Below are 25,523 nucleotides of genomic sequence, written 5' to 3' on the forward strand. Positions count from 1 at the left end.
ACGGCGCTCGCGTCCGGAACGGGATTCCGGACGCGAGCGCCGTCTTCGTGCTCAGCGGATACCGGGCCGCAGCACACCGTCGGGGTCGTACCGCTGCCGCAGTGCGGCCACGCGCGCACCGGTCTCCCCGGGGTAGGTGCGGGCGAAGGTCTCCGCGTCGGGATGGCTCTCGAAGTTGACATAGGCACCGTCGGTGTACGGAAGCAGCGGCTTCCACCCGGCCGACAGCGTCCCCCGGTCCCCGGGAGGAAAGGCCGTTGCGGTGACGAGGGTCCGCTGGTGACGGTGCGGGTAGGCCGTCGCGGCGGGGTCCATGTCGTTGACCGCGCCGCCCAGCGACCGCATCTGGATCAGCACGGGCTCCGGGGCGGTGACCGCCGCGACCAGACCGCGGGCGGCCTCCGGCGTCATCCGCGTGAGCAGGCCGTTGGTGGTGACCACGGGCATCTGACCGCTGTGTCCGTGCAGTTGGGCGGTGGAGAGCAACTGCGGGTACGGGAGGACGTAAGCCTGCTGGAGGACGGTGTCGCCCAGGCCGGCGAGCGGTTCCAGCGCGCGCCGGACGACGGACTCGCTGTCGGAGGCCACGACCGCGGTGACGGAGGCGACCGCGAAGGACCCCTGGCCGGAGAGGTTCACCGCGGTGGACAGCTCCCGGGGCGCCGCGGCCATCATGGCTGCCCAGCGGCGCAGGGCCGTTCCGGCGGGGTCCACCACGACGGTCGCCTCGGCGTACCCGACCCTGCCGAGCTCGACCGCCTCGATCTCGAAGGCGGTCGCTGTCGCCGTGCCCGCTCCCGCCCCGCGCATGACCCACAGCAGATCGGGCTCGTGCTCGGCGTCGGCGCGGACCACCGAGCCGTCGGCGAGCACCACTTCGACGGCGCGCACGTGGTCGACGGTCAGCCCGTACGAGCGCACGAGCCAGCCGATGCCCCCGCCGGTGGCCAGCCCGCCCACGCCGACGTTGCCGTGGTCGCCGGAGCTGATGGCGAGCCCGTGCGGGGCCAGTGCCCGAGCCACCTCGGCCCAGCGGGCACCGGCCTCCACCCGTACCAGGCGCGCCCCTCGGTCGAGGACCCGTACGCCGCGCATCGCGCTCAGGTCGACGACCAGTCCCCCGTCGTTGGTCGCGGCGCCCGACAGCCCGTGACCGCCGCTGCGGACCGCGACACGCAGCCGCTGGTCGGCGGCGAAGGCCAGGGCGCGCGCCACATCGCGCGGGGACTCCGGCAGCGCGACCAGGGCCGGGCTGCCGACCCGGGTGTACGTCGACCGGAGCGCGCCGTAGCGGCGGTCCCCGGGCCCGACGAGTTTGCCCGCGAGCCCGGCGGGCACCGGGTGCGGGACGGCGTTCATCGGGCGCTCCGCAGGCGTGCGACGCGCTCGCGCACCGCCGGGACGACCTCTTCGGCGAACACCGCGAGCTGCCTCTCCGGCTCGGCGGCCGGCCAGAAGACGAAGGTGTCGAAGCCGAGGCCGACCGCCCACTCGCTGAGGGTGTCCGCCCAGTGCCCGGCGTCGCCTGCGAGCCCGGGCAGCCCGCGCGGCTCACCGATCGTCCCGATGACGTTGTAGACGCGGCGGATGGACGCCGGGGCGCGCCCCGCCGCCTCGGCTGCCTCGTCGATGACACGCTGGGCGCCGGGGACCCGCTCGGGCGGCACGTAGATGTTCAGCGGGGAGATCCAGCCGTCGGCGGCGCGGCCGGTCAGGGCGAGCATCCTCGGCTTCTGCGCGCCGAGCCACACCCCGACCGGCGTGGGGGGCACCGGTCCGGCCCGGTAGCCCTCGACGGTGTGGTGCGCGTCCCGCAGCCGCACCGGCCCGCCGCCGAGGGCGCCGCGCAGCAGGCCCAGCGCCCCCTCGGTGAAGCCGACCATCGCCGCGCCGCTGCGGGGCACACCGCCCATGGAGGCGATGGCCTCCGGGAAGGCACCGCCACCGACACCGAGCTGGACCCGTCCGCCGGTGAGCACGCCGAGCGACGCGGCCGCCTTCGCCAGCATGGTCGGTGGTCGCAGCTGGAGATCCGCGACGTCGGTGAGGAACGAGATCCGGCGGGTCGTCCCGGAGAGGTGCCCGATCAGGGTCCAGGCGTCGAGGTGGCCGGGCTGGTACGGGTGGTCCTGGACGGCAAGGTAGTCCAGGCCGCGCGCCTCGGCTTCGTGCGCGAGTGCCCTGGTGCGGGGCAGCACATCGGCGTCGGGATCGAGGCTGAGCCCGAACGAGAGGGGGTGTCCGTAGTCATTCATGCCTCCACGCTGCGCACCGCGCCCCGCGGCACAAAGTCGGAGGTGAGTTACTTATCCGAAGTAAGTGGCCGCGCAGGCGGAGGCAGGCCCGTCGCTCGCTTCGCGGGCCGGGCGCGGTGCTGGGAAAATCAACGGAAAGGCCTGTTCCGGGCGGGAGTCCGGACCGGCACCACCCCCCACCCGGAGCGACCCCGCCGGGTCGCCGGGGACCGGCGACGGGACACCGAGCTGTGGACCAGTTACTGGCGAAGATCCTCCAGGCGCACGGCGGCAGTGACCGCTATGCGCAGTTCTCCGAGGTCCGCGCGACGATCGTCACCGGAGGCGGGCTGTGGGCGATCAAAGGGGTGCCGCAGGATCCCGACCCGCGGGAGATGACCGTCCGGCTCCACGAGGAACGGGCGTCGGTGCGGCCCTTCGGGGCGCCCGACCAGCGGACCGCGTTCACCCCCGGGCGCGTGGCGATCGAGCGGACCGACGGGACCGTGGTCGCGGAACGCCCGGACCCGCGCGCGTCCTTCGCGGGACACGAGTTCGCCACGCCCTGGGACGGCCTCCAGAGGGCCTATTTCAACGGCTACGCGATGTGGACCTACCTGACCACCCCCTTCCTGCTCGCCATGCCGGGAGTGACGGTCACCCCCCTCCCGGACCTGCACGAGAACGGCGAACGGTGGCACGGGCTGCGGGCCGCCCTTCCCGAGGACATCGCCAGTCACAGCCGCGAGCAGGAGTTCTGGTTCGGGGACGACCTGCTGCTGCGCCGGCACGACTACCGCGTCGACGTGGCGGGCGGGTTCCCCGCCGTCCAGTACGTCCACCACTACATCGAGGCCCAGGGGCTGCGCATGCCCTCGAAGCGCCGCGCCTACCGCTGCGGCGACGACGGCAGGGCCCTGCCGGACGAGTTGATGGTCGCGATCGACATCAGCGACCTGCGCTACAGCTGAGGCGGATGGCCCTGCGTCCCGGGATAGTGCTCGTCGGCCCAGCGGCTCAGCGCGGTGAGGGCGGGGCGCAGGGCGGCGCCCGCCTCGGTCACCTCGTAGCGGACCCGCAGCGGGGGCCCGGGGTCGACGTCCCTGACGACGAGGCCCGCCTCCACCAGCTCGGTCAGGCGCTCGGAGAGCATGCGCTCGCTGATCCCGGGGACCGCGCGGCGCAGTTGGGCGAAGTAGGTCGGCGACCCGGTCAGCACGGCCAGGACGAGGCCGGTCCAGCGCTTGCCGAGCAGCCCGAAGACGCGCGCCAGGGTGGCGTCCACCTCACGGCACGGCTCCTCGGGTTCGGCCGGTCCCGGCTCCCCGCTCATCCCGGCACCGGGAACGTCCGGGCCGGGCGTCCACGAGCTGCGGCCGGCACGAGGGCGGCGCCCCTCATGCGACCGGGTCGCCCGGGGCCGGGACCGGAACGGTCGAAACGGGCGACCACGAGCCGAAGACCGCGGCCTGGCCGTGCCGTTGGCCGTCGGCGTCCACGAGGTTCCACATGCAGACGTCCTCGATCCAGAAGCTGCTGCCGTCCTTGGCCAGCCGCAGGCCCCGGTAACCGTCGGCGTAACCGCGGTCGTTGACCGCCGCGAGCAGTGCCTCCCGGTCCTCCTGGCCGCCGGGACCGGCCGACAGGCGCGAGGGCAGGCCGACGAATTCCTCCCAGGAGTAACCGAAGCACTCCTGCGCCGTGCGGTTCGCGTAGACGAACCGCGGGTCGGCGGAGGTGTCGTGCACGAGCAGCCCGAACGGCGCGTCCTCGTAGAGCCATGCCGCGGCCTCGTCCTCCGAGGACCAGACCGGCGGGCACAGCCCGACCCCGACCAGGCTGCGGTGGCTGTCCAGCAGCAGGGACGCGAACCGGGAACCGCGCACCGGATCGGTCGACACGGGCGCGGCCGCGGGCGAAGCCACCGGCGTACGCCCGGGTACTCCGGTCCCCGCGCTGCTGTTCGGCTCGGTCACGGACATCCTCCACTGGATCGGCGGCACGGCACGGGCACGTGGTCGCGACGCGGCCCGCAGTGATTCTAGGTCGCCGGATCCGGGGGCGAGCAGGTGTGCGAGGCGTGGGCGGACCTCGCCTCGCCCCTGCCGGGTGCCGGCCGCTCCGTGTTCACGTCGTCGCATCCGGGGCGTCATCCTCGTCGCCGTGAGGGCATCGGGGGCGGGTGACGGAGCGCCAAGACGTGGCGTGGACCCCCCATACCGTTAACCGGGGATTCTTGGGAAAAGCGGAGGTGATAGATGTACTGGGCCGGTATTCGCGTGATCGGCCGCTTTTCCACAAAGCTCGATACGGAGATGAAGACGCAATGTTCCAGCGCATCATGGTCGCCATCGACCCCACCCCCGCCCGCCACTCCGCCCTGCGCATGGCCCACGGTCTCGCGCGGCTCTCCGGCGCCCAGGTCCACGTCGTGCACGTCGCCACCTCCGCTGTCACGTACAACACGGTCCTGCCGTTGGAGGACGACGACGAGGCCAAGGCCATCCTGGCCGAGGCGCTCGCCGGGTTCCGCGAGGACGGCATCGAGGCCGACGGCGCGCTCGCGACCGGCCTCGTCCAGCAGGTCCCCGACACCATCGCCGAGGAGGCCGAGAAGTTCGGGGCCGACCTGCTGGTCCTCAGCCCGCACCACCGCAACTCCCTGGCGGCGCTGTTCAACCCCCGTGTCAGCGACGCGATCGCGCACCGCGTCGACATAGCCGTGCTCCTCGCCCCCGAGGACGCCGAGGCCGCAGAGGCCGACGCCGGCTGATCGTGCGACGCACGGGCCGGTCGGTGAACCGGCCGTGAAGGCAGCAGGCCCGGTCCCGCGCACGGGACCGGGCCGCTCCTCCTCCGTGGTCACACAGGCCGCTCGCGTTCGGGGCGCGACCCGAGCCAGGCGTACAGCGCGGAGCCGAGGACGAACAGCACCGCGGCCGTGGTCCACGCACCGGGGACCGGCCCCGGCTGCAGCGGCCAGGCCCACACCACCCTGGTGCCGCCCGGTTCCCCCGGCGCGCCGGCGAGGTAGACGGCGCTCAGGTACACGGTGGCCGGCAGCCAGCTCAGCCGCGCCCCGAGCAGCGCCGCACCCGCGGCGCAGATCCCCGTGGCCCCCAGCACATTGCGCACCGCTGCGGACCACCCGAAGTCCGGGGAGTGGCCGGGCAGGGCGAGGGCCAGCAGCGCGGCCGCGCACGCGGTGAGCGCGAGCAGATGGGCCAGCCGCCGAGGCCACCAGGCGCGTACCGCGGTCCGGTCGAGGTCGTCGCTGTACGTGTGCAGACCGGTTCCGATCGCCCCCGCCGCGAGCAGCGGGGCCAGTACCACCACCGGCACCAGCGCGTTCGCGCCGAGGGACGGCAGGTCGAGGAGCCGGCGCGCCGACCAGTAGGTCACGGCGGCGGTTCCGATCAGTGCGGCGGCACTCGCGGGCAGCGCACGGGAGCGCAGGTAGAGGCCGGGCCCGCGGTGGGCGAGCCGCGGCATCACGGTGCTCACGGAACCGGTACCGCCTTCAGGTCGCACCGGTCGGCGGCGAGGTAGCGGGTGAGGTACGCGCGTCGCTCGGCGGCGTCCTTCTCCCGCAGGTGGCGCAGCATCGTCCTGGCCCCCTCCCCGTTCATGTCCTCGAAGCCCGGCTGCGGCGCGAGCCACTGCACCACGGCACCGTCCACGTCGTAGGCACGGCTCGCGGCCGCGGCCGCGGCGTCGTCGGTACCGGTGTCGGCGGGGCAGTCCCTGACGAAGAGGTTCGCGACCGCGTTGTGGGCGTAGCGGGCCGGATCCCGCAGTTCGCCGTGGCGCATCCCGTCCCCGAGGTCCGCCAGCCGGGCATCGTGCGGCCCGAGGGGCGCCGGCCCCTCGACCCAGCGGGTGGGAGCGCCCGGTACCCCGCGCAGTTGGCCGCGGACCCCGGTCAGCGCCTGTGAGACGGCGGCGAGTGCCTTGCTGTCGGCGGCGCTGACGCACACCTTCGGGACCCCTGTGTCGCACACCGGTCGTGCGGCGCCCGGATCGGGCCGCCACAGTCCGTCGCCCGTCCGCGCGACGGGCACCGCGGCGGCGACGGCGAGCGCCAGCGGGATCACCGCGGTGGCGCGGCGCCGTGCCGCCAGGGCGAGCAGCGCGGCCGCCGCGAGTCCCGCGGTCCAGACCGCGCTCGCGGGACCGAACCACCACTGAGGCCGGTCCCAGGCGAAGGTGTGCTCCTGGACAGGGCCGAGCCAGCGCGCGTCCTCGGTCAGGTACGACGGGAGACCGAGTACGACGTAGGTGATCACGGCGACGAGCAGCGGCAGCAGACGCCACGAGGCCATCCGCCCGACGACGAAACCGAGCAGCCCCATCGCGCCGAGCGCGACCGCGTCGGCCAGCAGGAGCGTGCCGAACGGATGCCCGTACCCGGCGAACGGCAAGGTGGCGAGCAGGCTGACCGCCGCGGCCAGGAGGTACCCGGCCACCGGCCACAGGGCTGCGGGGGCGGCGGCGAGCAGCGTCCTGCGCAGTGCGGGGCGGGGGGTGGTCGCCAGCAGGTCCCGCAGGCCCAGCCGGCGTTCCCGGCTGCCCTGCCGGCAGCCGGCCGCCGCGGCCAGCGGGCCGCCCAGCAGCAGGCCCGCGATCCGGAGCAGGTCGGTGGTGTCCGTCCAGCGGCTCTGCCAGGCGGGCGCCTTGGCGAACATCGCGATGCAGACGACGACCGCGATCGCCGCCCCGGTGGCCGGTCCGATTCCGCGGATCAGCTCGGTACGCAGGACGCGTCCCGACCGGGGACGCGGCCGCGCCGGTCCGCCGGACGTTCCCCGGCCACCGGAACTCCCGGTCCGCACGTCGACGGCGCTCATCGCTGCCCCCCGGTGGCCACACCCGCGCGGTGGGCGCGCAGTGCGGCGGCGTAGCCGCGTTCGACCGGACTGACATCCGTCTGCCCGTCGCCGTCGCTCTCGCCGAGGCGGATGAGTTCGGCGGTGGTACCCCGATAGGTGACACGGCCCGACTCCAGGAGGGTCACCTCGGAGCACGCGGCGGCGACGTCCTCGACCAGATGGGTCGACACGATCACCGTCGACGTCGTCCCCAGCTCCCGCAGGAGCGACCGGAACTCCATGCGCTGCTCAGGGTCGAGGCCCGCCGTCGGCTCGTCGAGGAGCAGCAGCCGGGGCTCGTTCACGATCGCCTGAGCGACGCCGACCCGCCGGACCATGCCGCCGGACAGCGTCTTCACCTTCGCGTCGATCCGGTCGGACAGCCCCACCCGGTCGACCGCCCGCGCCACGGCCTGCGGCACGTCCGCCGCGGGCATCTCCTTCAGCCAGGCCACGTACGACACGAACTCGCGCACGGTGAAACCCGGGTAGTAGCCGAACTCCTGCGGCAGGTAGCCGAGGCTGCGCCGGATCTCCGCGCGTTCCCGGTGCGCGGACAGGTCACGCCCGAGCAGTTCCACCCGGCCGGCCGCCGGGGCGGCCACCGTCGCCAGCACGCGGATCAGCGAGGTCTTGCCCGCGCCGTTGGGTCCCAGCAGGCCGTGCACGCCGGGCCGCAGGCTGAGGTCGACCGCGTCGAGCGCGATCCTCTTGCGGTGACGGACCGTCAGTCCGGTCACCTCCACGCCCGTGCCGGTCGCTGTCATGTCGATCCCCTCGATGGTTCCGTTCGCGTTCACATGTGCCCCCGGCGGCCGGAGTGGGCGACGTCGAAGGAGCGCCTGCGCAGGACGAGCAGTCCCGCGCACACGGCGGCTCCGGCCGCCCACCCGCTCTGGGCGGCAGGGGCGGACAGCAGTGTCAGATGGTGTGCCAGCGCGTCGGCCGACACGGTGAGGCCCCGGGACAACCTGAGTACGGGCGTGAGCACCGCCAGCGCCCAGCCGCCAGAGACGATCCCGGCGGCCGTCCGGCCGTCCAGGAACGAGCCGAGTGCCGGCACCGCCAGCGTCAGCGCGAAACCCGGCAGCAGCCACGTCGCCGCCCCCGGACCCGGCGCCCCGGAGGGCAGCAGTGCCCCGGCCAGGGTCAGCGCGGGCATGCTGACGGCCAGCACGACCGCGGTCCTGGTCAGCAGCAGACGCAGCCCGCCGCCGGGAGTGGAGGCGTTGATCTCGTGCATCGGGTCCGCGTGCCGCCCGTACGACAGCGCCACCCCCGCCACCGGCAGGAAGGGAGCCAGTGCCAGCAGCAGCGGACGGCTCACGTCGGACGCGCCCGCGAGGGCCAGCCCGAACGCGACCGCGATCACCAGCAGCAGCGCCACGGTCCAGGGCCCGCGCAGAGCCGGCCCCCCGGCCCTGACCAGGCGGGCGACCGGGCCGGGACGCGGCGCCCCCGCCACCGTCGGCACGCCGGCTTCCGATCGCGCGGCGACGCGGGGACCGGCGGCCTCCGCGGGCTGCCGCCCCGCGGTCACGGCCCGTACGTCCGCGAGGACGGCCGTCAGCACCGGACCGGCCGGTCCGGACCGTACGGCGGCCGACACCAGGCCGGCGCATGCCTCGCAGACCTCGACGTGCTTCTCCACCGACCAGGCGTCGGAGTCCGGGACGGCCCCGGAGGCGTACCGGGCGGCGAGCGCACCGCTCACGTGCCATGCGTTCATGCCGTTCCCTCCAGTCCGCCCAGCGGGCCGATGTCGCCCAGCAGCAGCCGCAGCTCCCTGCGGGCCCGCATGGCGCGGGTCTTGACCGTGCCTTCCGGGATGCCGAGCAGTCGTGCGGTCTCCCGGGTGGTGAGCCCGTCCACGACGGTGGCGCGCAGGACGGCGCGCAGCTCCGGGGAGATGCGGTCGAGTGCCGCTCCGACGTCGCCGAACTCCAGGCCCGAGAGCACGTGCTCCTCGGCGGAGGGGATGACGCCGGGCAGTTGGTGCGGCACGCGCTCCGAGCGCGCCCGCGCCCGCTCGGCGTCCACCAGACGCCGGGCAGCGATCACCCACAGCCAGCCGCCCGCCGGGCCGCCGTGATGGGCCGCCGCCGACTGCCACACGCTCACGAAGGTGTCCTGCAGCACATCACGCGCGGTCTCGGGATCGGGGCACCGCCGGAGCAGCCGCGCGTACAGCCACCCGGCATGCCGCTCGAACAGCTCGGCCAGTGCCCCCTCGTCACCGGCGGCCACGGCGCGCAGCAGCGCGGCGTCGTCCTGATGGGCCCCTGGGGGGCGGAAAACTCTCACGTTCCCTCTGTCGCTCCGCCGCGCGCCGACGGTTCACGGCGGGGGCGGCGGGCTGCGGTGCGCGGGGCGGCGGCCGGTCTGCCGGCCCCCATCCTCGCAAAGGACCGGTCGGCGAAGAGGCGGGAAAGCGCACAAATCGAACGATGTCCGAATGGAGGGGGCGGATCCGGGCCGGAGAGAGGGTGGCAACGATGTCAAAGCTGCCGCCGCCTGCCTGGACGGCTGTGCCGCCGCGCCCCGCTCGGCGGGGGCGGCGGCACCGGTACTCCGGCGGACGGCGGGAGGAAGCGCCGTCAGCAGTCCTTCTCGCGCAGCGCGTGCAGGTACGCGCTGGAGCGGCGGGCGAAGGACAGGGAGTCCGCCGGGAAGTCGTGCTCGGTCTGCCAGTGGTGGGACTGCCGGCCGCCGCGGGTGCGCGTGACGGCCGAGATGAACCCCTCGTAGTCGATGTCGCCGTCGCCGACGTCCACCATGTCGTAGCCGTCGCTTGCGGCGTCGTTGCGCTCGCCGTCCTTGACGTGGAAGAGGGGGTAGCGGTCGGGCTGCCGGAGGACGTAGCGCAGCGGGTCGAAGGGGGCGGGGGTGCCGTCGACGCGCTCGGAGAAGCGGTACTGCCCGACAAACGCCCAGTAGATGTCCATCTCCAGGTACACCAGGCGCGGATCGGTCTCGGCGAGGAGCACGTCGTAGAGCCGCACGTCGGGGCGGTCAGTGGCGAAGGAGAACTCCTCGGCGTGGTTGTGCTGATAGAACTTCATGCCGCGCGCCTTGGCGGCGGCGCCGAACACGTTGAACTCCTCGGCGCAGCGCTTCCATCCGTCGACGGTGCTGCCGTAGCGCCAGGGGCCGGAGGCCGTGCCGATGTGCTTCAGGCCGAGGGCCTCGGCGTCGTCGAGGACCTTGGCGAGGTTCTGGGCGAAGGTGTAGGCGCCGGGGTTGCCGTCGTCGTAGTAGCCGACATGACTGCCGATGGCCGTAAGCCCGTGGTCCCGGGCGAGCCCGCGCAATTGGGCGAGGGTGATGGCGCCCGCGGAGCCCTGGGTGTAGCCGGCGTACTCGACCTCGTCGTAGCCGTATTTCGCGAGCTCGGCGAAGACCGGGGCGAAGCCGAGGGTGGAGACCTTGTCGCGCAGCGAGTAGAGCTGGATGCCGAGGCGGCCGGGGGGCAGTACGGGACGTCCGTGGCCGCCCCTGCCGTGGCCCTTGTGGTGATCCTCGCCGTGGCCCTTGTCGTGGGCGGCGGCGGTGGGGGCGGTGGCACCGAGGAGGGCGGCCGCGGTGGCGCCGGCGGCCACACCGAGCATGCCGCGCCTGCTGAGCCTGCTGAGCCTGCGGCTGAGCTCCGGGCCGGGCGTGCCGCTTGTACGACTATTGCCGCGCATTGTGGATAACTCCCTGTCGTCGATGGCGTGTGGTTCAGTGAAGTCCTGCGAGGCGCAGGAGCAGGGACTTCACATCGGTGGCCGCGACGCGACCGCTGAGGGCACGGGGGACGGAGCAGAGGATGAGGGGACCTTCGTCGTCGCTCGCCGGGAGGCGGCCGTGGCTGCCGCGAATAGGCGAGGGATCGAGCGGTACGACCGCCATGCGGTAGCGCATGCCGAGCTTCTTGCGGGCGAGCGCCGTCGCCGCCTTGACGCGGACGTAGGGGTCGACGGGGTCCATGAACAGCTCGACGGGGTCGTAGCCGGGCTTGCGGTGGATCTCGACAAGCTGCGCGAAGTCGGGCGCCCGGTCGTCGTCGAGCCAGTAGTAGTACGTGAACCACGCGTCGGGTTCGGCGACGGCGACGAGTTCGCCGGAGCGGTGGTGGTCGAGGCCGTGCCGCTTCTTGCCCTCGTCGTCGAGGAGTTCGGCGATCCCGGGCAGGTCCGCCAGGGCCGCGCGGGTGGCCTCCAGGTCCTCGGGGCGGCGCACGTACACATGGGCGATCTGGTGGTCGGCGACGGCGAAGGCACGGGAGGCCATCGGGTCGAGGTACTCCATGCCGTCCTGGGTGTGGACCTCGAGCAGGCCGGCGCGGCGCAGGGCCCGGTTGATGTCGACCGGTCGGCTCACCGGCGTGATGCCGTACTCCGACAGGACGACCACGGTGCGGCCTTCGCGCCGGGCGTCGTCGAGGAGCGGGGCCATCGCCGTGTCCAGGTCGGTGGCGGCCCGGCGGGAGCGCGGGTCGTCCGGGCCGTAGCGCTGGAGGTCGTAGTCGAGGTGCGGGAGGTAGCAGAGGGCGAGGTCGGGAGTGCGGGTGCGCAGGATGTGCCGGGTGGCGTCGATGATCCAGCGGCTGGAGACGATGTCGGCGCCCGGGCCCCAGAAGCGGAAGAGGGGGAAGGTGCCGAACCCCTGGGTGAGTTCGTCGTGGAGGTCCGGCGGGCGGGTGTAGCAGTCGGGTTCCTTGCGGCCGTCGGCGTAGTAGACGGGGCGCGGGGTGACTGTGATGTCGGTGTCGGCACCCATCGCGTACCACCAGCAGATGTTGGCGACGGTGTAGCCGGGGTGGGCGCGGCGGGCGGCGTCCCACAGCTTGTCGCCGGCGACCAGACCGTTGTGCTGGCGCCACAGCAGGACGTCGCCGAGCTCGCGGAAGTACCAGCCGTTGCCGACGATGCCGTGTTCGGAGGGAGGTGCGCCGGTGAGGAAGGTGGACTGTGCGGCGCAGGTGACGGCCGGCAGCACCGTGCCGAGCGGGGCCCGGGAGCCGGCGTCGGCGAAGCGTGCCAGGTGCGGCATGTGCTCCAGCAGCCGCGGTGTGAGGCCGACGACGTCCAGGACGAGGAGCGGGGTCGGCCCGGCGGTCGCGTTCATGGCAGTTCCTTGAGGCCGAGGTCGTGCAGGAGGTCACGGGCGAGGCCGAGTTCGGCGGCGATCCCGTCGGCGAGCTGGGCGCGGGTGCGCGGCCGCAGTTCGGCGGGGAGTGCCTGCCAGGTGTAGGTCTCGACCTCCAGGTGGTGGGTGAGCGGTACGGGACCGCCGACGAGGCGGCCCAGGGCGTCCTTCAGGACGCCGAGAGTGGAGGTGAGGGGTGGTGCCGGTGGTGCGTGCAGGGGCACGTGGAAGTGCGAGCGCCATGGTGCGCCGGTGGGGAGGGCGTCCGGGGTGAGGGCCTCGTGGAGGTCGTCGGTGCTGAGGAGGCCGCCGGCGGTGCGGGTGCGGGTCTGGTGCAGGAAGCGGGGTTCGGCGAAGGCGGCGAGTGCGTCGCGCACGCCGGGGAGTTCGGGGTGTTCGGCGTGCAGTGCGGCGGAGAGCTGGACCTTGGGAATGGCGATGCCGGCGGCGGCGAGTGCGTTCAGCGCCGCGACCGGTTCTTCGAAGGAGGTGGCGAGATGGCAGGTGTCGACGCAGATGCCGATGCGGGGCTGGGCGAGGTCCGTGAGAGGGCCGATCGCGTCGGCGGTGGTCTCGATGGTGCAGCCCGGCTCGGGTTCCAGGGCGATCCTGATGGACTTCCCGGTGAGCTCGGCGAGCGCGTCGAGACGCTGGGCGAGGGTGGTGAGGGCGGCGCGGGCGGTCGCGGCGGCGCGCTCGTCGAAGAGGGTGCGCCAGGCGAGCGGGAGGGTGGAGACGGACCCCTCGGTGACGTCGTCCGGGAGCAGGGCGGCGAGCAGGTCGGCCAGGACGCTGGTGTAGGCGAGGCGCTCGGGTTCGGTCCAGTCCGGCCGGTAGACCCGGTACTTGACCTCCTGGGCGCCGAACCCCTCGTACGGGAAGCCGTTGAGGGTGACGACCTCGAGGCCCCGGCTGTCCAGGGCGGCGCGCAGTCCGCGCAGCGACGCCGGATCGGTGTGCAGGGCGCGCGCGGCGTCCTTGGCGAGCCACAGGCCGATGCCGAGGCGGTCGCGGCCGAGGCGCTTGCGCACGGGTTCGCAGTGGTCGCGGAGCTGGGCGAGGACGCCGTCGAGCGTCTCGGCGGGGTGCACGTTGGTGCAGTAGGACAAGTGGACGACGGAACCGTCCGGGTGGCGGAAGCGCATGGTGGCCGTCCCCTCATTCCCCGCCGCGGAGCAGGGAGTTGCCCTCGTGCAGGGCCCCGGTTTCGGGGGTGTCCAGATGGAGCCTGCCGCTGCGGCCGTAGAAGGCCACCGGGTTGCGCCACAGGACCTGGTCGACGTCGTCCGCACCGAAGCCGGCGGCGAGCATGGCGTCGGCGGTGCGGCGGGTCTTGAGGGGGTCGCTCTTTCCCCAGTCGGCCGCGGAGTTGACGAGCACCTTCTCCGTGCCGTGGGCCTTCAGCACGGCGACCATGCGGTCCTCGTCCATCTTGGTGTCGGGGTAGACGGAGAACCCGAGCCAGCAGCCGCTGTCGGCGGCCTCTTTGACGGTGGTCTCGTTGAGGTGGTCCAGGAGGACGTGCTCGGGGTCGAGCGACGACTCGCGGACGACGTCGATGGTGCGCCGCATCCCGGCGAGTTTGTCGCGGTGCGGGGTGTGCACGAGGGCGGGCAGTCCGTGGTCGGCGGCGAGCTGGAGCTGGGCGGCCAGTGCCGTGTCCTCCGCCGGTGTCATGGAGTCGTAGCCGATCTCCCCGACGGCGACGACGTTGTCCTTGACGAGGTAGCGGGGCAGGGCGTCCAGGACGGGGGTGCAGCGCGGGTCGTTGGCCTCCTTGGGGTTCAGCGCGATGGTGCAGTGGTGGGCGATGCCGTACTGCGCGGCCCTGAAGGGTTCCCAGCCGAGGAGGGAGTCGAAGTAGTCGAAGAAGGACTCGGGCGAGGTACGGGGCTGTCCGAGCCAGAAGGAGGGTTCGACCAGGGCGCGGACACCGGCGTCGTACATCGCCTGGTAGTCGTCCGTGGTGCGGGAGGTCATGTGGATGTGGGGGTCGAAGATGCGCATCAGGACTCCTCCGTGGGGGACGTCAGGGCGAGGAGGCGGTGCAGGTCGGCGGGGACGGGCCGGCCCGCGGCGGTGCGTTCGGCGGCGTAGTCGCCGAGCATGCGGGCCAGTTCCGTGTCGCCTCTGGCGCGGTCTTCGAGCCGGTCGGCCGCGTCCAGGGGCACCCCTGTAAACAGGCACTTCAGGAGGGCCTGACGCCAGGCGGGCGGGTCGAGGTGCTCGGCGGCGTAGGGGCCGACGGCGGCGGCGACCAGCCGGGTGTCGTTGGTGCGCAGCGCGTCCTGGACGAGGGGCAGTCCGTCCGCGGGGGCGGGTGCCAGGTGGGGCAGGGCCAGGAGGACCGCACGCCGTTCCGCGGCGGCGCCCTGCTGGTACAGCCGGGTCAGGGTCCGGGCGTCGGGGCGTGCCTCGCGCAGCAGGAGGACGCGCACGGCGTCGGCCTGCTCCTGGCCGCAGTGGCGGCCGGCGGAGGCGAAGCGCAGTTCCCAGGGGGCCACGGTGCGCCTCGGGCCGGGGGCGTCCCAGGACGCGGCGGCACTGAGTGCGGCGTCGGCGAGGGCCGTGTCGAGCCAGGTCCGGGCGTCGTTGTCGAGCCGGTTGCGGAGGTTCTCGCGGGTGGGTGCGGTCATGCCGTTGCTCCGATCGTGGGGGCGTGGGAGCGCAGGAAATCGAGGGAGGTGCGCGCGAGTTCGGGGCCCGCGTGGGAGTGGCGGGGCAGTTCGACCACGGTCAGGCCCTGGTAGCCGGTGGCGGCGAGGGCTTGCAGGACGGGCGGGAAGTCGATCTCGCCGTCGCCGAAGGGGAGGTGTTCGTGGACGCCGCGGCGCATGTCCTCGATCTGGACGTGCCGCAGCCAGGGTGCGGCCTGTGTCACGCAGTCGGCCGGGGTCGCCGGCTCCAGGCACTGGCAGTGGCCGATGTCGAGCGTGAGGCCGAGCGGCCCGGGGTCGCCGAGGAGGGAGCGCAGGTGGTGGAAGTCGTCGAGGCACGACAGGAGATGACCCGGCTCGGGTTCGACGGCGAGCGGCACGTCCGCGGTGGCCGCGGCGTCCAGGACAGGGGTGAGGGCGGATCGGAGCCGGTCCCAGGCGACAGCGGACGGGGTGCCGTCGGGCGTGATGCCGCTGAAGCAGTGCAGGGCGTGGGCGCCGAGGTCCGCCGCGACCTGGACGGCCCGCACGAGAAGGCGGGTGCGGGCGGCACGGGCGTCTGGGTCGGGGTCGAGGAGGGAGGGGCCGTGCTTGCGCCGCGGGTCCAGGACGTAGCGGGCGCCGGTCTCGACGGTGACCTGGAGACCGAGCCGGTCCAGACGCCCCGCCAGGCGGCGGGTGCGGTCGGTGAGATCGGGCGCGAGGGGGTCCAGGTGCATGTGGTCGAGGGTGAGTCCGAGGCCGTCGTAGCCGAGGTCGGCAAGGAGGGTGAGGGCGTCGTCGAGGCGGAGGTCGGTGAGGCCGTTGGTCCCGTAACCGAAACGCAGGGTCATGTGGGGCTCACCTTCCGGGCCAGCCGACGGGCGAGCGGACCGAGCGCGAGAACGGCCAGCGCGGTGGTTCCCGCGCCCGCCCGTGCCGCGAGAGCCGCCTGCAGCGGGATCATGGCGCGGATTCCGGCGCCGACTCCCCGCTGGGTCAGCTGCGGGGAGGGGTTGAGCGCGGCGTGGACGAGAGGAGTGAGGGCGGTACGGGCGTACGAGGCCGCCGCCAGGGCGGCGACGGCCCGGGGCGCGAGCTCCGGTCGTCCGGTCACGGGTCGGGCGGGAGGGAGGGCCCGCGCCGCACCGGCATCGGGGCGGCGCGGGCCCGCGGACGCGGGGAGGGCCGCGTCGCGCGCGGACCGCCGGTAGCCACGCAGTGAACGGAGCGCCCCGGCACCGCCGGCGGTGACACCGGCGATGCCCGCCGTCACGGCCACCGCCGCCAGCGGCGCCGCGGTGGAACCGCCGTGTGCCTCGTGCCGGGACACCGAGGTGACGGCGTAGGTGTGGGCGCCGAGGATTCCCGCGTGGGGCAGGGCGGCGGCGAACGCGCGGGGCCGGGTCGCCGTCGCGCCGAGCAGCAGGTCCAGCGCGCGGGCCGACGCCATGGCGGCCGGGCCTGCCGGGGTGTGCTTCAGTCCCAGGTCGTACGACCAGACCGTCGCCGCCAGGGCCGTGGCGGCGGCCAGCGGGGCGCGCCCCGCGCGGCGGGCGAGTGCCAGCCCGGCCACGGTGAGCACCCCGGCCGCCGTCAGGGCGGCGGCAGGTGTGATCCGGCCGGACGGGATGGGGCGGTGGGGGCGGTCGACGGCGTCCTCGTCGCGGTCCGCGTAGTCGTTGAGGGCCATACCCGCGTGGTACAGGCACAGCGAGGTGCCGACGGCGAGCAACGTGCCGCGGTGCGGGCGCCTCCCGGCGGCCGCCGCGCCCGCGAGGGCGTCGCCGGGCACGGTGAACAGGGCGGAGATGCGCAGCAGTTCGGCCCAGGCCCAGAACCGCGCGGCTGGTGCCGGGGCATCGGCGACCGGTGCGGGCGGCCGTGCGGCGCCGACCGCCGGCCTGCCGTCGTCGCGTACTTCGGCCCGCCCCTGCGGGGCGCGCGGATCCCCCGTCGTCGGGGCCCCGTCGTCGGCGACGGCGGAGGCCCGCCTGCCCGGTGGGGGCGTCACCGTGACTCCCCCAGCCGTTCGGCGAGGGTGAGGAGCGCGGCGTACTGGTCGGCGAGGGCCGCGGGGGCACCCGGGTCGGGGTCCTTGAAGTAGAAGGCGAATTCCGGCAGCGGGCCGGTCAGCCCGGCTTCGTGGGCGCGCGCGACCAGCCGTGCGAGGTCGAGGACGAGAGGAGCCGCGAGGGCGGAGTCGCACCCCTGCCATGTGGTCTGCAGCACCATGCGGGTGCCGAGGAAGCCGTCGAAGGCGATGTGGTCCCAGGCGGTCTTCCAGTCACCGAGGGCCGGGACGTCGTCGATGTGCACCTCGCCCTCGGGGGCGCCGCCGAGGATGTCGGCGAGGACGCGTTCCTTCCCCGCGTTCTTGGCCGCGGCCGCCGCGGGGTCCGCGAGCGCTGCCCCGTCGCCGCCGCCGAGCAGGTTGGTGCCGGACCAGGACCGTACCGAGAGCGCGCGCTGGACGAACATCGGGGCGAGGACGGAGCGGAGCAGGGTCTGCCCGGTCTTCCCGTCCCGTCCGGCGTGCGGAAGCCCGCGTGCGCCGGCCGCGTCGGTGAGCGCGGCGGTCCGTATCCCGGTGGAGGGGGTGAAGTTGACGTAGGAACATCCCGCTTCGATCGCCGCGGCGGCGTACAGGGAGCTCGCCGGCAGCCGGGTGCTGCCGGGTTCGGGCACGGGCTCGGTGGAGGCCACGTTGACGACGACCGTCCGGCCGAGGGCGTGGCGGCGGGTGAAGGCGGTGATGTCCGCCGCGAACGCCGCGATCAGTTCGTCGTCGCCGCGGGTGTCGCCGGGCAGGGGTCCGCCGCTGCGGATCTCACTGTCGGCGGCGGCCAGTTCGGCGTGGAGTGCGGACGGCAGGCCGTGCGGGAGGACGCCGGCCTCCGCGAGGAGTTCGGCCCGCTTGCCCAGCGGGCAGGCAGCCGTGTCGTGTCCGCCGAAGACCAGGGAGGACAGCGCCGGCAGCCCGGCGTCAGCGAAGGGTGGGGTCTCGGTCACCATGCCGGTCGCCGGGTGGAGCCCGGCGGTGACCGCCGCGCAACCGGCGACGGCGGTGGTGGCGACGGAGCCGCGGGCTCCGATGAGCCACACTCCGGTGCGGTCGGGCGACGGGCGGTCCAGTGCCTGGGCGTGCGGATTCGTCACGGCTGCCTCTCCCTGCTGCATGGGGTGGGGGCGGCGGGCGGGGGCACGGCGTCTCCCCGCCCGCCGCCGGCTCATGGGGTGCCGGCAGGGACTGCCCTACGAGGAGGGCAGCTCCTTGATCTGGACGTTGCGGAAGGACACCTGGTCGTCGGCGCCGTGGTTCTGCAAGCCGATGTAGCCGTCCTTCAGGCTGCGGACAGGGTCGGTGTTGGTGAAGTCGTTGATCTTGACTCCGTTCAGGAAGACCTGGAGTCGTTCACCCTGGACCTTGATCTCGTAGCTGTTCCACTGGCCCGGAGGCCTCAGCACCTGGTCGCGGGCCTTGAGGTTGGCCGACTTGAAGGTGTAGACGGAACCGGTGGTGCGGTCCGGGGTGTCGGTGGCGTCGATCTGGATCTCGTAGCCCTTGTTCACCGCGGACCACGGGTCGTCCGAGGCCGGGAAGCCGAGGAAGACACCGGAGTTGTCGTCGCCGTCCATCTTCCAGTCGAGCTTCAGGGAGTACGAGCCGAACTGCTTGGACTGGTACCACAGCAGGCCCATGCCGCCCTCGGTGCGCAGTTCACCGTTGGCGACGTTGAACTTGCCGGGGCCCGCCTGCTTCCAGCCTTCCAGGGTGTGCCCGTTGAACAGGTCGCGGTAGCCGGTCTGCGGCTTGCAGTCGGCCTTGACCTGCCCGACGGCGTAGCGCAGTCCGCCCAGGAGGTGCTGGCGGAAGGCCGGGTCGACGTAGGACTCCTTGGTGTGCCCGAGACCGGTGTAGAAGGACCGGCCGGACTGGTAGTTCTGGCACCACGCGATGGGGTGGTCGCCCTTCATCGTGCCGCCCTGGTAGGTGGTCTCGTCCAGGGTGGCGAGGACGTGAACCTGACCGCGCGGGTTGGTGCGGTAGTTGTACAGCTCGTCGGTGCGCTGCCAGCCGGCCTCGTCGAGGTGCGCGGTGGCGGGGTGCTCGTGGTCCTCCGCGCGGACGGTGACCGGCTGGATCTGCGGGTGCCCCTGGAAGTAGGCACCGACGAGGCCGCCGTAGAAGGGCCAGTCGTACTCGGTGTCGGCGGCGGCGTGGACGCCCATGTAGCCGCCCCCGCCCTTGATGTAGTTCTCGAACGCCTGCTGCTGCTCGGCGTTGAGCACGTCACCGGTGGTCGACAGGAACACCACGGCGTCGTAGCGCGCCAGGTTGTTGCTGGTGAACTGCTTGGGCTCCTCCGTGGCGTCGACGGTGATGTTGGCGGTGGGGCCGAGCTCCTTCAGCGCGGCGATCCCGTTGGGGATGGCGTCGTGGCGGAAGGCGGCGGTCCTGGAGAAGACCAGGACGCGCTTGGCGGCGCGGTCGGCCGGGACGTCGGAGAGCTCGAAGTCGTCCAGGTCGTAGAGCGCCCCGGAGCCCGAGCCGCCCTTGAAGACCAGGAAGAGTTCGGTGGTCTTCTTCGGCACGGCGCGCAGCGGTACGTCGATCTCCTGGAAGGTCTCCCAGCTACCGGTCACCGGGACGGGTGCGGAGCCCAGGATCGGGCCGGTCGCGGAGCCGGTGCGCACCTCGAGGAAGCCGCCCGCGCCACCGGAGGAGACCCGTGCGGTCAGCCGCACGGAGCCGGTGAGGTTGTAGGGCTTGAAGGAGATCCAGTCGCCGTCGTCGATGTTGCCGACGGTGCGGCCGCCGTGGGCCTCGGCCTTGTCGAAGAGGTCGATGCCGGACGAGGAGGTGAAGTGCTCGGCCTGCCGGTGGCGCGGCTGGAGCTGCGCCTGGTCGTGGCCGGCGAGCGCCTCCTGGCCGCCGCCCCCGCCGTCGGTGTACTCGGCGTCGATGACGCCGAAGATGTTGGCGTTGGGGTCGTGCCCGCCGTCCGCGGAGGTCTTGATGGTGCCGGAGCAGCCGTTGACGGAGGTCACGGGGTGGCCGTGGCTGTCATGGCCGAGGATGTAGGTGACCTTGACCTTCGAGCAGTCGACGGTCCCGTCCTCGGGGTCGGTGACGGTGACGTCGAACGGGATCTCGTCACCGAAGCTGAACAGGGCGCCCTCGGCGGGCAGGTTCAGCGTCACCTTGGGCGCGGTGTTGCCGACGACGACCTGGACGCTCGCGGACGCGGTGCGGCCGGTCGGGTCCTTGACCGTGAGGGTCGCGGTGTAGGTGCCGTTCGTGCGGTAGGTGTGCGCCGGGTCGGCCGCGGTGGACGTGCCGCCGTCACCGAAGTCCCAGGCGTAGGTGAGGGCGTCGCCGTCGGGGTCGACGGTGCCAGCCGACGAGAAGCCGACCCTCAGCGGCGCGACGCCGGAGGTCTTGTTCGCGGAGGTCTCGGCGCTCGGGGAGCGGCCGCCGGTGGCGTTCTCGATGCGGTAGAGGGCGGAGTGCTCGTCACCGCCGAACCAGGCGGTGCCGTAGTCCAGCACGTACAGCGCGCCGTCCGGGCCGAACGCCATGTCCATGATCTGCGTGCCGGTCCAGGGGACGTCGTTGATGGACTGGACGGCACCGTTGTCGTCCTGGTCGATGCGCTTGATCCAGCGGCGCCCGAACTCGCCGGCGAAGAAGTCGCCGTCGTACGCCTCGGGGAACTTCACCGGGGAGTCCAGCGCGGGGTCGTACCGGTAGACCGGGCCGCCCATCGGGGACTCCGAGCCGCTGCCGAACTCGGGCACCGATCCGCCGTCGTAGGGGATCCACGCCGCCTGCGCGGGCGGCAGGTCGGTCAGGCCCGTGTTGTACGGCGAGTCGTTCTTCGGCGCGGCGCAGTCGAAGGTGGATCCGGACTGCCCGGTCGCGAAGTCGTAGTCGACGTACGGGTCGTTCTTGCCCGTGCAGAAGGGCCAGCCGAAGTTGCCGGCCTGGGTGACGCGGGCGAACTCGACCTGGCCGCCGGGTCCGCGCTTGGGGTCGGCCGCACCGGCGTCGGGTCCGTAGTCGCCGACGTAGGCGATGCCGGTCTTCTTGTCGACGCTGAAGCGGAACGGGTTGCGGAAGCCCATGGCGTAGATCTCGGGCCGGGTCCTGTCGGTCCCCGGGGCGAAGAGGTTGCCCGCGGGGATCGTGTACGACCCGTCGTCGGCGACCTTGATGCGCAGCAGCTTGCCGCGCAGGTCGTTGGTGTTGCCCGAGGTGCGGCGGGCGTCGTAGGCGGGGTTGCGGCCCGGCCGGTCGTCGAGGGGCGCGAAGCCGTCGGAGGCGAACGGGTTGGAGTCGTCGCCGGTGGACAGGTAGAGGTTGCCCTGGGCGTCGAAGTCGATGTCACCGCCGACGTGGCAGCAGATGCCGCGCGTGGTGGCGACGTCGAGGACCTTCTTCTCGCTGCCGAGGTCGAGGCTCCAGTCGGCCTTCAGCGTGAACCGGGAGAGCCGGTTGACGCCGTCGAACTTGGCGAAGTCGGCCGCGGTCCCCTGGTCGGGGGCGTCGCCCGCGGGGGTGTCGAGCGGGGGCGCGTAGTAGAGGAAGATCGCCCGGTTCTGGTCGAAGTCCGGGTCGATGCCGACGCCCTGCAGGCCCTCCTCGTCGTGGGTGTAGACGGGGACGGTGCCGATCACCGTGGTGGTGCCGGCGGCGTCGGTCCTGCGCAGCTCGCCGTCGCGCGAGGTGTGCAGCACGCTGCGGTCGGGCAGGACGGCGAGCGACATGGGCTCGCCGGTCTCGGGCTCCCCCTTGGCGAGGGTGACCTGCTGGAACTGCTCGGCCGCCGCGGCGGCCGCGGGCTCGGTGTCGAGCGGGCTGGCCACCGCCCCCATGGGGGCTGCGACGACGAGGGAGGTCGCCGCTAAGAGGCTGCCGGTGAGGAGTGCGAGTCCTTGTCGGATCCGCGAACGGTGTGCTCCGGGCCGTTGTCTGTGCACGTGTGTCCTCCGGAGGAACGGTCGTACGGGCGGATGTGCTGCCGTGCGGTATTTCCCGGGGACCGGCGTGCGCCGTCACGCTGGTCGGGTCACGCGAGCAGGACCGGCCTCATGTTTCGGGCCCGTGTCCTGTACACCTCAGGGACGGTAGCCGGGTTCGTCCGGGACCGAAAGCCCTTGAGTGGCAGATAAGTTGAACTTTCTCCCGGGTCAGGACAAAGCCGGGCCCGGGCAGCCCGACAGGCCCGGCGGCGGTGCCGCCGGGCTGCGGGCTGCTGCGCTCCTGAGCTGGGAGAAGGGCCTAGTCGTTGCCTCCGAAGGCGGCGTCGAACGACGCCGCCGGCGGGTCGAAGTCGTACCTCTTCAGGAGGGAGAGCGCTTCCGGGGCGCCGGCGAGGCGGTCCATCCCGGCGTCCTCCCACTCCACCGAGACCGGGCCGTCGTATCCGATCGAGCGGAGCATCCGGAAGACGTCCTCCCACGGAACGTCGCCGTGTCCGGCCGACACGAAGTCCCAGCCGCGCCGCGGGTCGCCCCACGGCAGATGGGAGCCGAGGCGCCCGTTGCGGCCGTCCAGCCTCTTGCGGGCCTCCTTGCAGTCGACGTGGTAGATGCGGTCCTTGAAGTCCCACAGGAACCCGACCGGGTCGAGGTCCTGCCACACGAAGTGGCTCGGGTCGAAGTTCAGCCCGAACGCCGGCCGGTGGCCGACCGCCTCCATCGCGCGGTGCGTGGTCCAGTAGTCGTAGGCGATCTCGGCGGGGTGGACCTCGTGGGCGAAACGGACCCCTTCGGCGTCGTAGACGTCCAGGATCGGGTTCCACCGCTCGGCGAAGTCCTCGTAGCCGCGCTCGATCATCCGCTCGGGAACCGGCGGGAACATCGCGACCAGGTGCCAGATCGACGAGCCGGTGAAGCCGATGACGGTCCGAACGCCGAAGGCCGCCGCGGCGCGCGCGGTGTCGGCCAGCTCGCGGGCCGCGCGCTGCCGGACGCCCTCGGGTTCGCCGTCGCCCCAGATCCTGGCGGGCAGGATCGCCTGGTGGCGCTCGTCGATCGGGTTGTCGCAGACGGCCTGCCCGACCAGATGGTTCGAGACGGCCCAGCACTTGAGCCCGTACTTGTCGAGCAGCGCCCGCCGCCCGTCCAGGTAACCGGGGTCGGCGAGGGCCTTGTCGACCTCGAAATGGTCGCCCCAGCAGGCGAGTTCGAGCCCGTCGTAACCGAAGTCGCGGGCGAGGCGGCAGACCTCCTCCAGGGGAAGGTCGGCCCATTGGCCGGTGAAGAGGGTGAAGGGACGTGGCACGGCGAGGACCTCCTCTAAACGGTTGCGCGGTCAGGCGGGGACAGGGGTGTAGACGGAGTTCTTCTCGGCGCTCTCCTCCACGGCCGCGAGCACCCGCTGCACCTGCAGCCCGTCGGCGAACGTCGGCGCCGGGGCCGTGCCCTCCGCGACGGCGACCAGCAGGTCGCGCGCCTGGTGCGTGAAGGTGTGCTCGTAGCCGAGGGCATGGCCCGGCGGCCACCACGCCGCCAGGTACGGGTGGTCCGGCTCGGTCACCAGGATCCGGCGGAAGCCGGCCGTGGCGGCGGGCTCGGTGTGGTCGTGGAAGAACAGCTCGTTCAGGCGCTCCAGGTCGAAGGCGAGCGACCCGCGTTCGCCGTTGATCTCCAGCCGCAGGGCGTTCTTGCGGCCCGAGGCCATCCGTGTGGCCTCGAAGTTGGCGAGCGCCCCGGAGGCGAGGCGCCCGGTGAACAGCGCGGCGTCGTCGACGGTCACCGGTCCCCGCTCGGAGCCGACGGCGGAGCCCGACAGGCCCGACGACACCCCGGCGAGCAGCGGCCGCTCCCGTACGAACGTCTCGGTGAGCGCCGAGACACCGACCAGGGGCTCCCCCGCCAGGTACTGCGCGAGGTCCACGGCGTGCGCGCCGAGGTCGCCCAGCGCCCCGGAGCCGGCGTACTCGCGCTTGAGCCGCCAGGTCAGCGGGAAGTCCGGGTCGACGAGCCAGTCCTGGAGATAGGTGACCCGCACATGACGGATCGTGCCGAGCCGGCCCTCGGCGACGAGCCCGCGGGCGTACGCCGCCGCCGGCAGGCGCCGGTAGTTGAAGCCGACCATGGCCACCTGGCCCCGCGCGGCGGCCCGTTCGGCCGCCGCGACCATGGCTTCCGCCTCGGCGACCGAATTGGCCAGCGGCTTCTCGCACAGGACGTGCTTGCCCGCCTCCAGCGCCGCGATGGCGATCTCGGCGTGGCTGTCCCCGGGGGTGCACACGTCCACGAGCTGGACGTCGTCCCGGGCGATCAGGTCCCGCCAGTCCGTCTCCGCGGCGGCCCAGCCGTGCTGGGCCGCCGCGGCCCGTACCGCCGCCGCGTCCCGGCCGCCGATGGCGGCCAGGACCGGCCGCACCGGCAGGTCGAAGACGCGGCCCACGGTGCGCCACGCCTGGGAGTGGGCAGCGCCCATGAACGCGTAGCCGACCATCCCGATGCCGAGGGCCGGCGCAGCGCCCTCCGCTCCACGGGTCTCGTTATCGGCCGTACCAGCCATGCCTTGCTCCTCGTCGGTTGCTCGGATCGGACGGGCGGGGCACTGCCCGTTAGTTGAAGCCCGTCGGCAGGTACTGGTCGACGTTCGCCTTGGTGACGACGGCCGAGTAGAGGGTGATGGAGGCCGGGATCTCCAGCTCGGCGAGCCCGCCGATGCCCTTCTTCTGGCCGAGGGTGCGGGCCAGGTCGATGGCGGAGGCGGCCATGGTCGGCGGGTAGAGGACGGTGGCCTTCAGCACGCCGTTGTCGGCCTTGATGGCGTCCATGGCCGACTTGGCGCCCGCGCCGCCGACCATGAGGAAGTCGTCGCGGCCGGCCTGCGCGATGGCGCGCAGGGCGCCGACGCCCTGGTCGTCGTCGTGGTTCCACACCGCGTCGAACTGCTTCTGCGCCTGGAGCAGCTGGGCCATCTTGGCCTGGCCGGACTCCACGGTGAACTCGGCCGCCTGACGGGCGACCTTCTTGATGTTGGGGTAGTTCTTCAGGGCGTCGTCGAAGCCCTGGGTGCGCTGCCGGGTCAGCTCGAGGTTGTCCAGTCCGGCGAGCTCGATCACCTTGGCGTCGGCCTTGTCCTTGAGCTGCTCGCCGATGTAGTTGCCGGCGTTGAGGCCCATGCCGTAGTTGTCGCCGCCGATCCAGCAGCGGTACGCCTGCGGGGAGGCGAAGATCCGGTCGAGGTTGATCACCGGGATGCCGGCCTTCATGGCCTGGAGCCCCACCTGGGTGAGGGCCTTGCCGTCGGCCGGCAGGATCACCAGCACGTCGACCTTCTTGTTGATCAGGGTCTGGACCTGGCCGATCTGGGCGGCGGTGTCGTTGGAGCCCTCGGTGATCTCCAGGGTCACGTCGGAGTACGTCGCCGCGCGGTCCTTGGCGTTCTGGTTGATGGCGTTGAGCCAGCCGTGGTCGGCCTGGGGACCGGCGAACCCGATGGTGACGGGCGTGCCCGGCTGGTTGTCGGTGGTGGCGGTGGAGGGGGCGTTGGTGGCGGCCGCCTCCTGCTTCTTCGGCTCGTTGCTGGTGCAGGCGGTGAGGGCGGCGCCGGCGGAGACGGCGGCGGCGCCGAAGAGCAGGCTTCTGCGGCTGGTGATCGGGTTTTGTGGCATGGCGGTGAAACC

At 73.1% G+C, this 25,523-nt stretch carries 23 protein-coding genes; 2 read left to right on the forward strand and 21 right to left on the reverse strand.

The genetic code is table 11. The annotated features are described in order from the left end of the window. Nucleotides 1-51 precede the first annotated feature (51 nt). The gene (locus tag ACIP9H_RS07075; RefSeq protein WP_401582028.1) at nt 52-1,359 is read right to left on the reverse strand and encodes an FAD-dependent oxidoreductase; all 1,308 of its coding nucleotides are present in this window, start codon (nt 1,357-1,359) and stop codon (nt 52-54) included. Further along, nucleotides 1,356-2,255 carry an LLM class flavin-dependent oxidoreductase gene (locus ACIP9H_RS07080; RefSeq protein WP_401582031.1) on the reverse strand — a complete coding sequence of 300 codons (900 nt, stop codon included), beginning with the start codon at nt 2,253-2,255 and terminating at the stop codon, nt 1,356-1,358. The genes ACIP9H_RS07075 and ACIP9H_RS07080 overlap by 4 nt, the downstream gene beginning before the upstream one ends. A gap of 230 nt (nt 2,256-2,485) precedes the next feature. Here ACIP9H_RS07080 and ACIP9H_RS07085 point away from each other — a divergent pair, with 230 nt between their 5' ends. After that, entirely contained in the window at nt 2,486-3,205 is a 720-nt protein-coding gene (locus tag ACIP9H_RS07085; protein WP_401582034.1) for a hypothetical protein, read from the forward strand. On the opposite strand, the gene ACIP9H_RS07090 is transcribed toward ACIP9H_RS07085, so the two are convergent. Then, nucleotides 3,196-3,567, reverse strand: coding sequence for a winged helix-turn-helix transcriptional regulator (locus ACIP9H_RS07090; RefSeq protein WP_401582037.1), 372 nt, complete (start codon nt 3,565-3,567; stop codon nt 3,196-3,198). The genes ACIP9H_RS07085 and ACIP9H_RS07090 overlap by 10 nt on opposite strands. 64 nt (nt 3,568-3,631) lie before the next feature. Next, a complete protein-coding gene (locus tag ACIP9H_RS07095; RefSeq protein ID WP_401582039.1) occupies nt 3,632-4,210 on the reverse strand; it encodes an MEKHLA domain-containing protein in 579 nt (192 codons plus the stop codon). Nucleotides 4,211-4,560: 350 nt separating this feature from the next. On the opposite strand from ACIP9H_RS07095, the gene ACIP9H_RS07100 reads away from it, so the two are divergent. Continuing rightward, entirely contained in the window at nt 4,561-5,007 is a 447-nt protein-coding gene (locus ACIP9H_RS07100; protein WP_401582042.1) for a universal stress protein, read from the forward strand. 89 nt (nt 5,008-5,096) lie between these two features. Here the strand turns inward: ACIP9H_RS07100 and ACIP9H_RS07105 are convergent, their stop codons facing one another. The 17 genes from ACIP9H_RS07105 to ACIP9H_RS07185 form a co-directional block, all read right to left on the reverse strand. Further along, nucleotides 5,097-5,726: a hypothetical protein gene (locus tag ACIP9H_RS07105; RefSeq protein ID WP_401582394.1), complete on the reverse strand. Its 630-nt coding sequence runs from the start codon at nt 5,724-5,726 to the stop codon at nt 5,097-5,099. 8 nt (nt 5,727-5,734) lie between these two features. Then, on the reverse strand, nt 5,735-7,081 hold the full coding sequence (locus ACIP9H_RS07110) for a hypothetical protein (RefSeq protein WP_401582044.1): 1,347 nt from the start codon (nt 7,079-7,081) through the stop codon (nt 5,735-5,737). After that, the gene (locus tag ACIP9H_RS07115) at nt 7,078-7,869 is read right to left on the reverse strand and encodes an ABC transporter ATP-binding protein (protein WP_401582395.1); all 792 of its coding nucleotides are present in this window, start codon (nt 7,867-7,869) and stop codon (nt 7,078-7,080) included. The genes ACIP9H_RS07110 and ACIP9H_RS07115 overlap by 4 nt, the downstream gene beginning before the upstream one ends. Nucleotides 7,870-7,898: 29 nt before the next feature. Next, entirely contained in the window at nt 7,899-8,831 is a 933-nt protein-coding gene (locus tag ACIP9H_RS07120) for a zf-HC2 domain-containing protein (RefSeq protein WP_401582047.1), read from the reverse strand. Next, nucleotides 8,828-9,406 carry an RNA polymerase sigma factor gene (locus tag ACIP9H_RS07125; protein WP_401582049.1) on the reverse strand — a complete coding sequence of 193 codons (579 nt, stop codon included), beginning with the start codon at nt 9,404-9,406 and terminating at the stop codon, nt 8,828-8,830. Before ACIP9H_RS07125 ends, ACIP9H_RS07120 begins: the two co-directional genes overlap by 4 nt. Before the next feature lie 293 nt (nt 9,407-9,699). Continuing rightward, nucleotides 9,700-10,788 (reverse strand): sugar phosphate isomerase/epimerase family protein, encoded by a 1,089-nt coding sequence (locus ACIP9H_RS07130; RefSeq protein WP_401957979.1) that lies wholly within the window; start codon nt 10,786-10,788, stop codon nt 9,700-9,702. A gap of 34 nt (nt 10,789-10,822) precedes the next feature. Beyond that, nucleotides 10,823-12,211, reverse strand: a complete 1,389-nt coding sequence (locus ACIP9H_RS07135; protein ID WP_401582055.1) for a nucleotide pyrophosphatase/phosphodiesterase family protein — start codon at nt 12,209-12,211, stop codon at nt 10,823-10,825. Then, complete coding sequence (eboE, locus tag ACIP9H_RS07140; RefSeq protein ID WP_401582057.1) at nt 12,208-13,377, reverse strand: metabolite traffic protein EboE; 1,170 nt, start codon at nt 13,375-13,377, stop codon at nt 12,208-12,210. The genes ACIP9H_RS07135 and eboE overlap by 4 nt, the downstream gene beginning before the upstream one ends. 13 nt (nt 13,378-13,390) lie before the next feature. Next, nucleotides 13,391-14,239: a TatD family hydrolase gene (locus tag ACIP9H_RS07145; RefSeq protein WP_401582060.1), complete on the reverse strand. Its 849-nt coding sequence runs from the start codon at nt 14,237-14,239 to the stop codon at nt 13,391-13,393. Then, nucleotides 14,239-14,868 carry an EboA domain-containing protein gene (locus ACIP9H_RS07150; RefSeq protein ID WP_401582063.1) on the reverse strand — a complete coding sequence of 210 codons (630 nt, stop codon included), beginning with the start codon at nt 14,866-14,868 and terminating at the stop codon, nt 14,239-14,241. The genes ACIP9H_RS07145 and ACIP9H_RS07150 overlap by 1 nt, the downstream gene beginning before the upstream one ends. Beyond that, the gene (locus ACIP9H_RS07155) at nt 14,865-15,722 is read right to left on the reverse strand and encodes a sugar phosphate isomerase/epimerase family protein (protein WP_401582066.1); all 858 of its coding nucleotides are present in this window, start codon (nt 15,720-15,722) and stop codon (nt 14,865-14,867) included. The genes ACIP9H_RS07150 and ACIP9H_RS07155 overlap by 4 nt, the downstream gene beginning before the upstream one ends. Beyond that, nucleotides 15,719-16,882, reverse strand: coding sequence for an SCO3242 family prenyltransferase (locus tag ACIP9H_RS07160; RefSeq protein ID WP_401582069.1), 1,164 nt, complete (start codon nt 16,880-16,882; stop codon nt 15,719-15,721). Before ACIP9H_RS07160 ends, ACIP9H_RS07155 begins: the two co-directional genes overlap by 4 nt. Beyond that, on the reverse strand, nt 16,879-18,048 hold the full coding sequence (locus ACIP9H_RS07165; protein WP_401582071.1) for an inositol-3-phosphate synthase: 1,170 nt from the start codon (nt 18,046-18,048) through the stop codon (nt 16,879-16,881). The genes ACIP9H_RS07160 and ACIP9H_RS07165 overlap by 4 nt, the downstream gene beginning before the upstream one ends. Nucleotides 18,049-18,123: 75 nt before the next feature. Further along, on the reverse strand, nt 18,124-21,852 hold the full coding sequence (locus tag ACIP9H_RS07170; RefSeq protein WP_401582073.1) for a ThuA domain-containing protein: 3,729 nt from the start codon (nt 21,850-21,852) through the stop codon (nt 18,124-18,126). A gap of 301 nt (nt 21,853-22,153) precedes the next feature. Further along, a complete protein-coding gene (locus ACIP9H_RS07175) occupies nt 22,154-23,158 on the reverse strand; it encodes a sugar phosphate isomerase/epimerase family protein (protein ID WP_360904023.1) in 1,005 nt (334 codons plus the stop codon). 30 nt (nt 23,159-23,188) lie between these two features. Next, entirely contained in the window at nt 23,189-24,406 is a 1,218-nt protein-coding gene (locus tag ACIP9H_RS07180) for a Gfo/Idh/MocA family protein (RefSeq protein ID WP_401582076.1), read from the reverse strand. 49 nt (nt 24,407-24,455) lie between these two features. Next, nucleotides 24,456-25,511, reverse strand: coding sequence for a substrate-binding domain-containing protein (locus ACIP9H_RS07185; RefSeq protein ID WP_401582079.1), 1,056 nt, complete (start codon nt 25,509-25,511; stop codon nt 24,456-24,458). Nucleotides 25,512-25,523 lie beyond the last annotated feature (12 nt).

Source organism: Streptomyces sp. NPDC088732 (genome assembly GCF_044751205.1).
Taxonomy (GTDB): Bacteria; Actinomycetota; Actinomycetes; order Streptomycetales; family Streptomycetaceae; genus Actinacidiphila.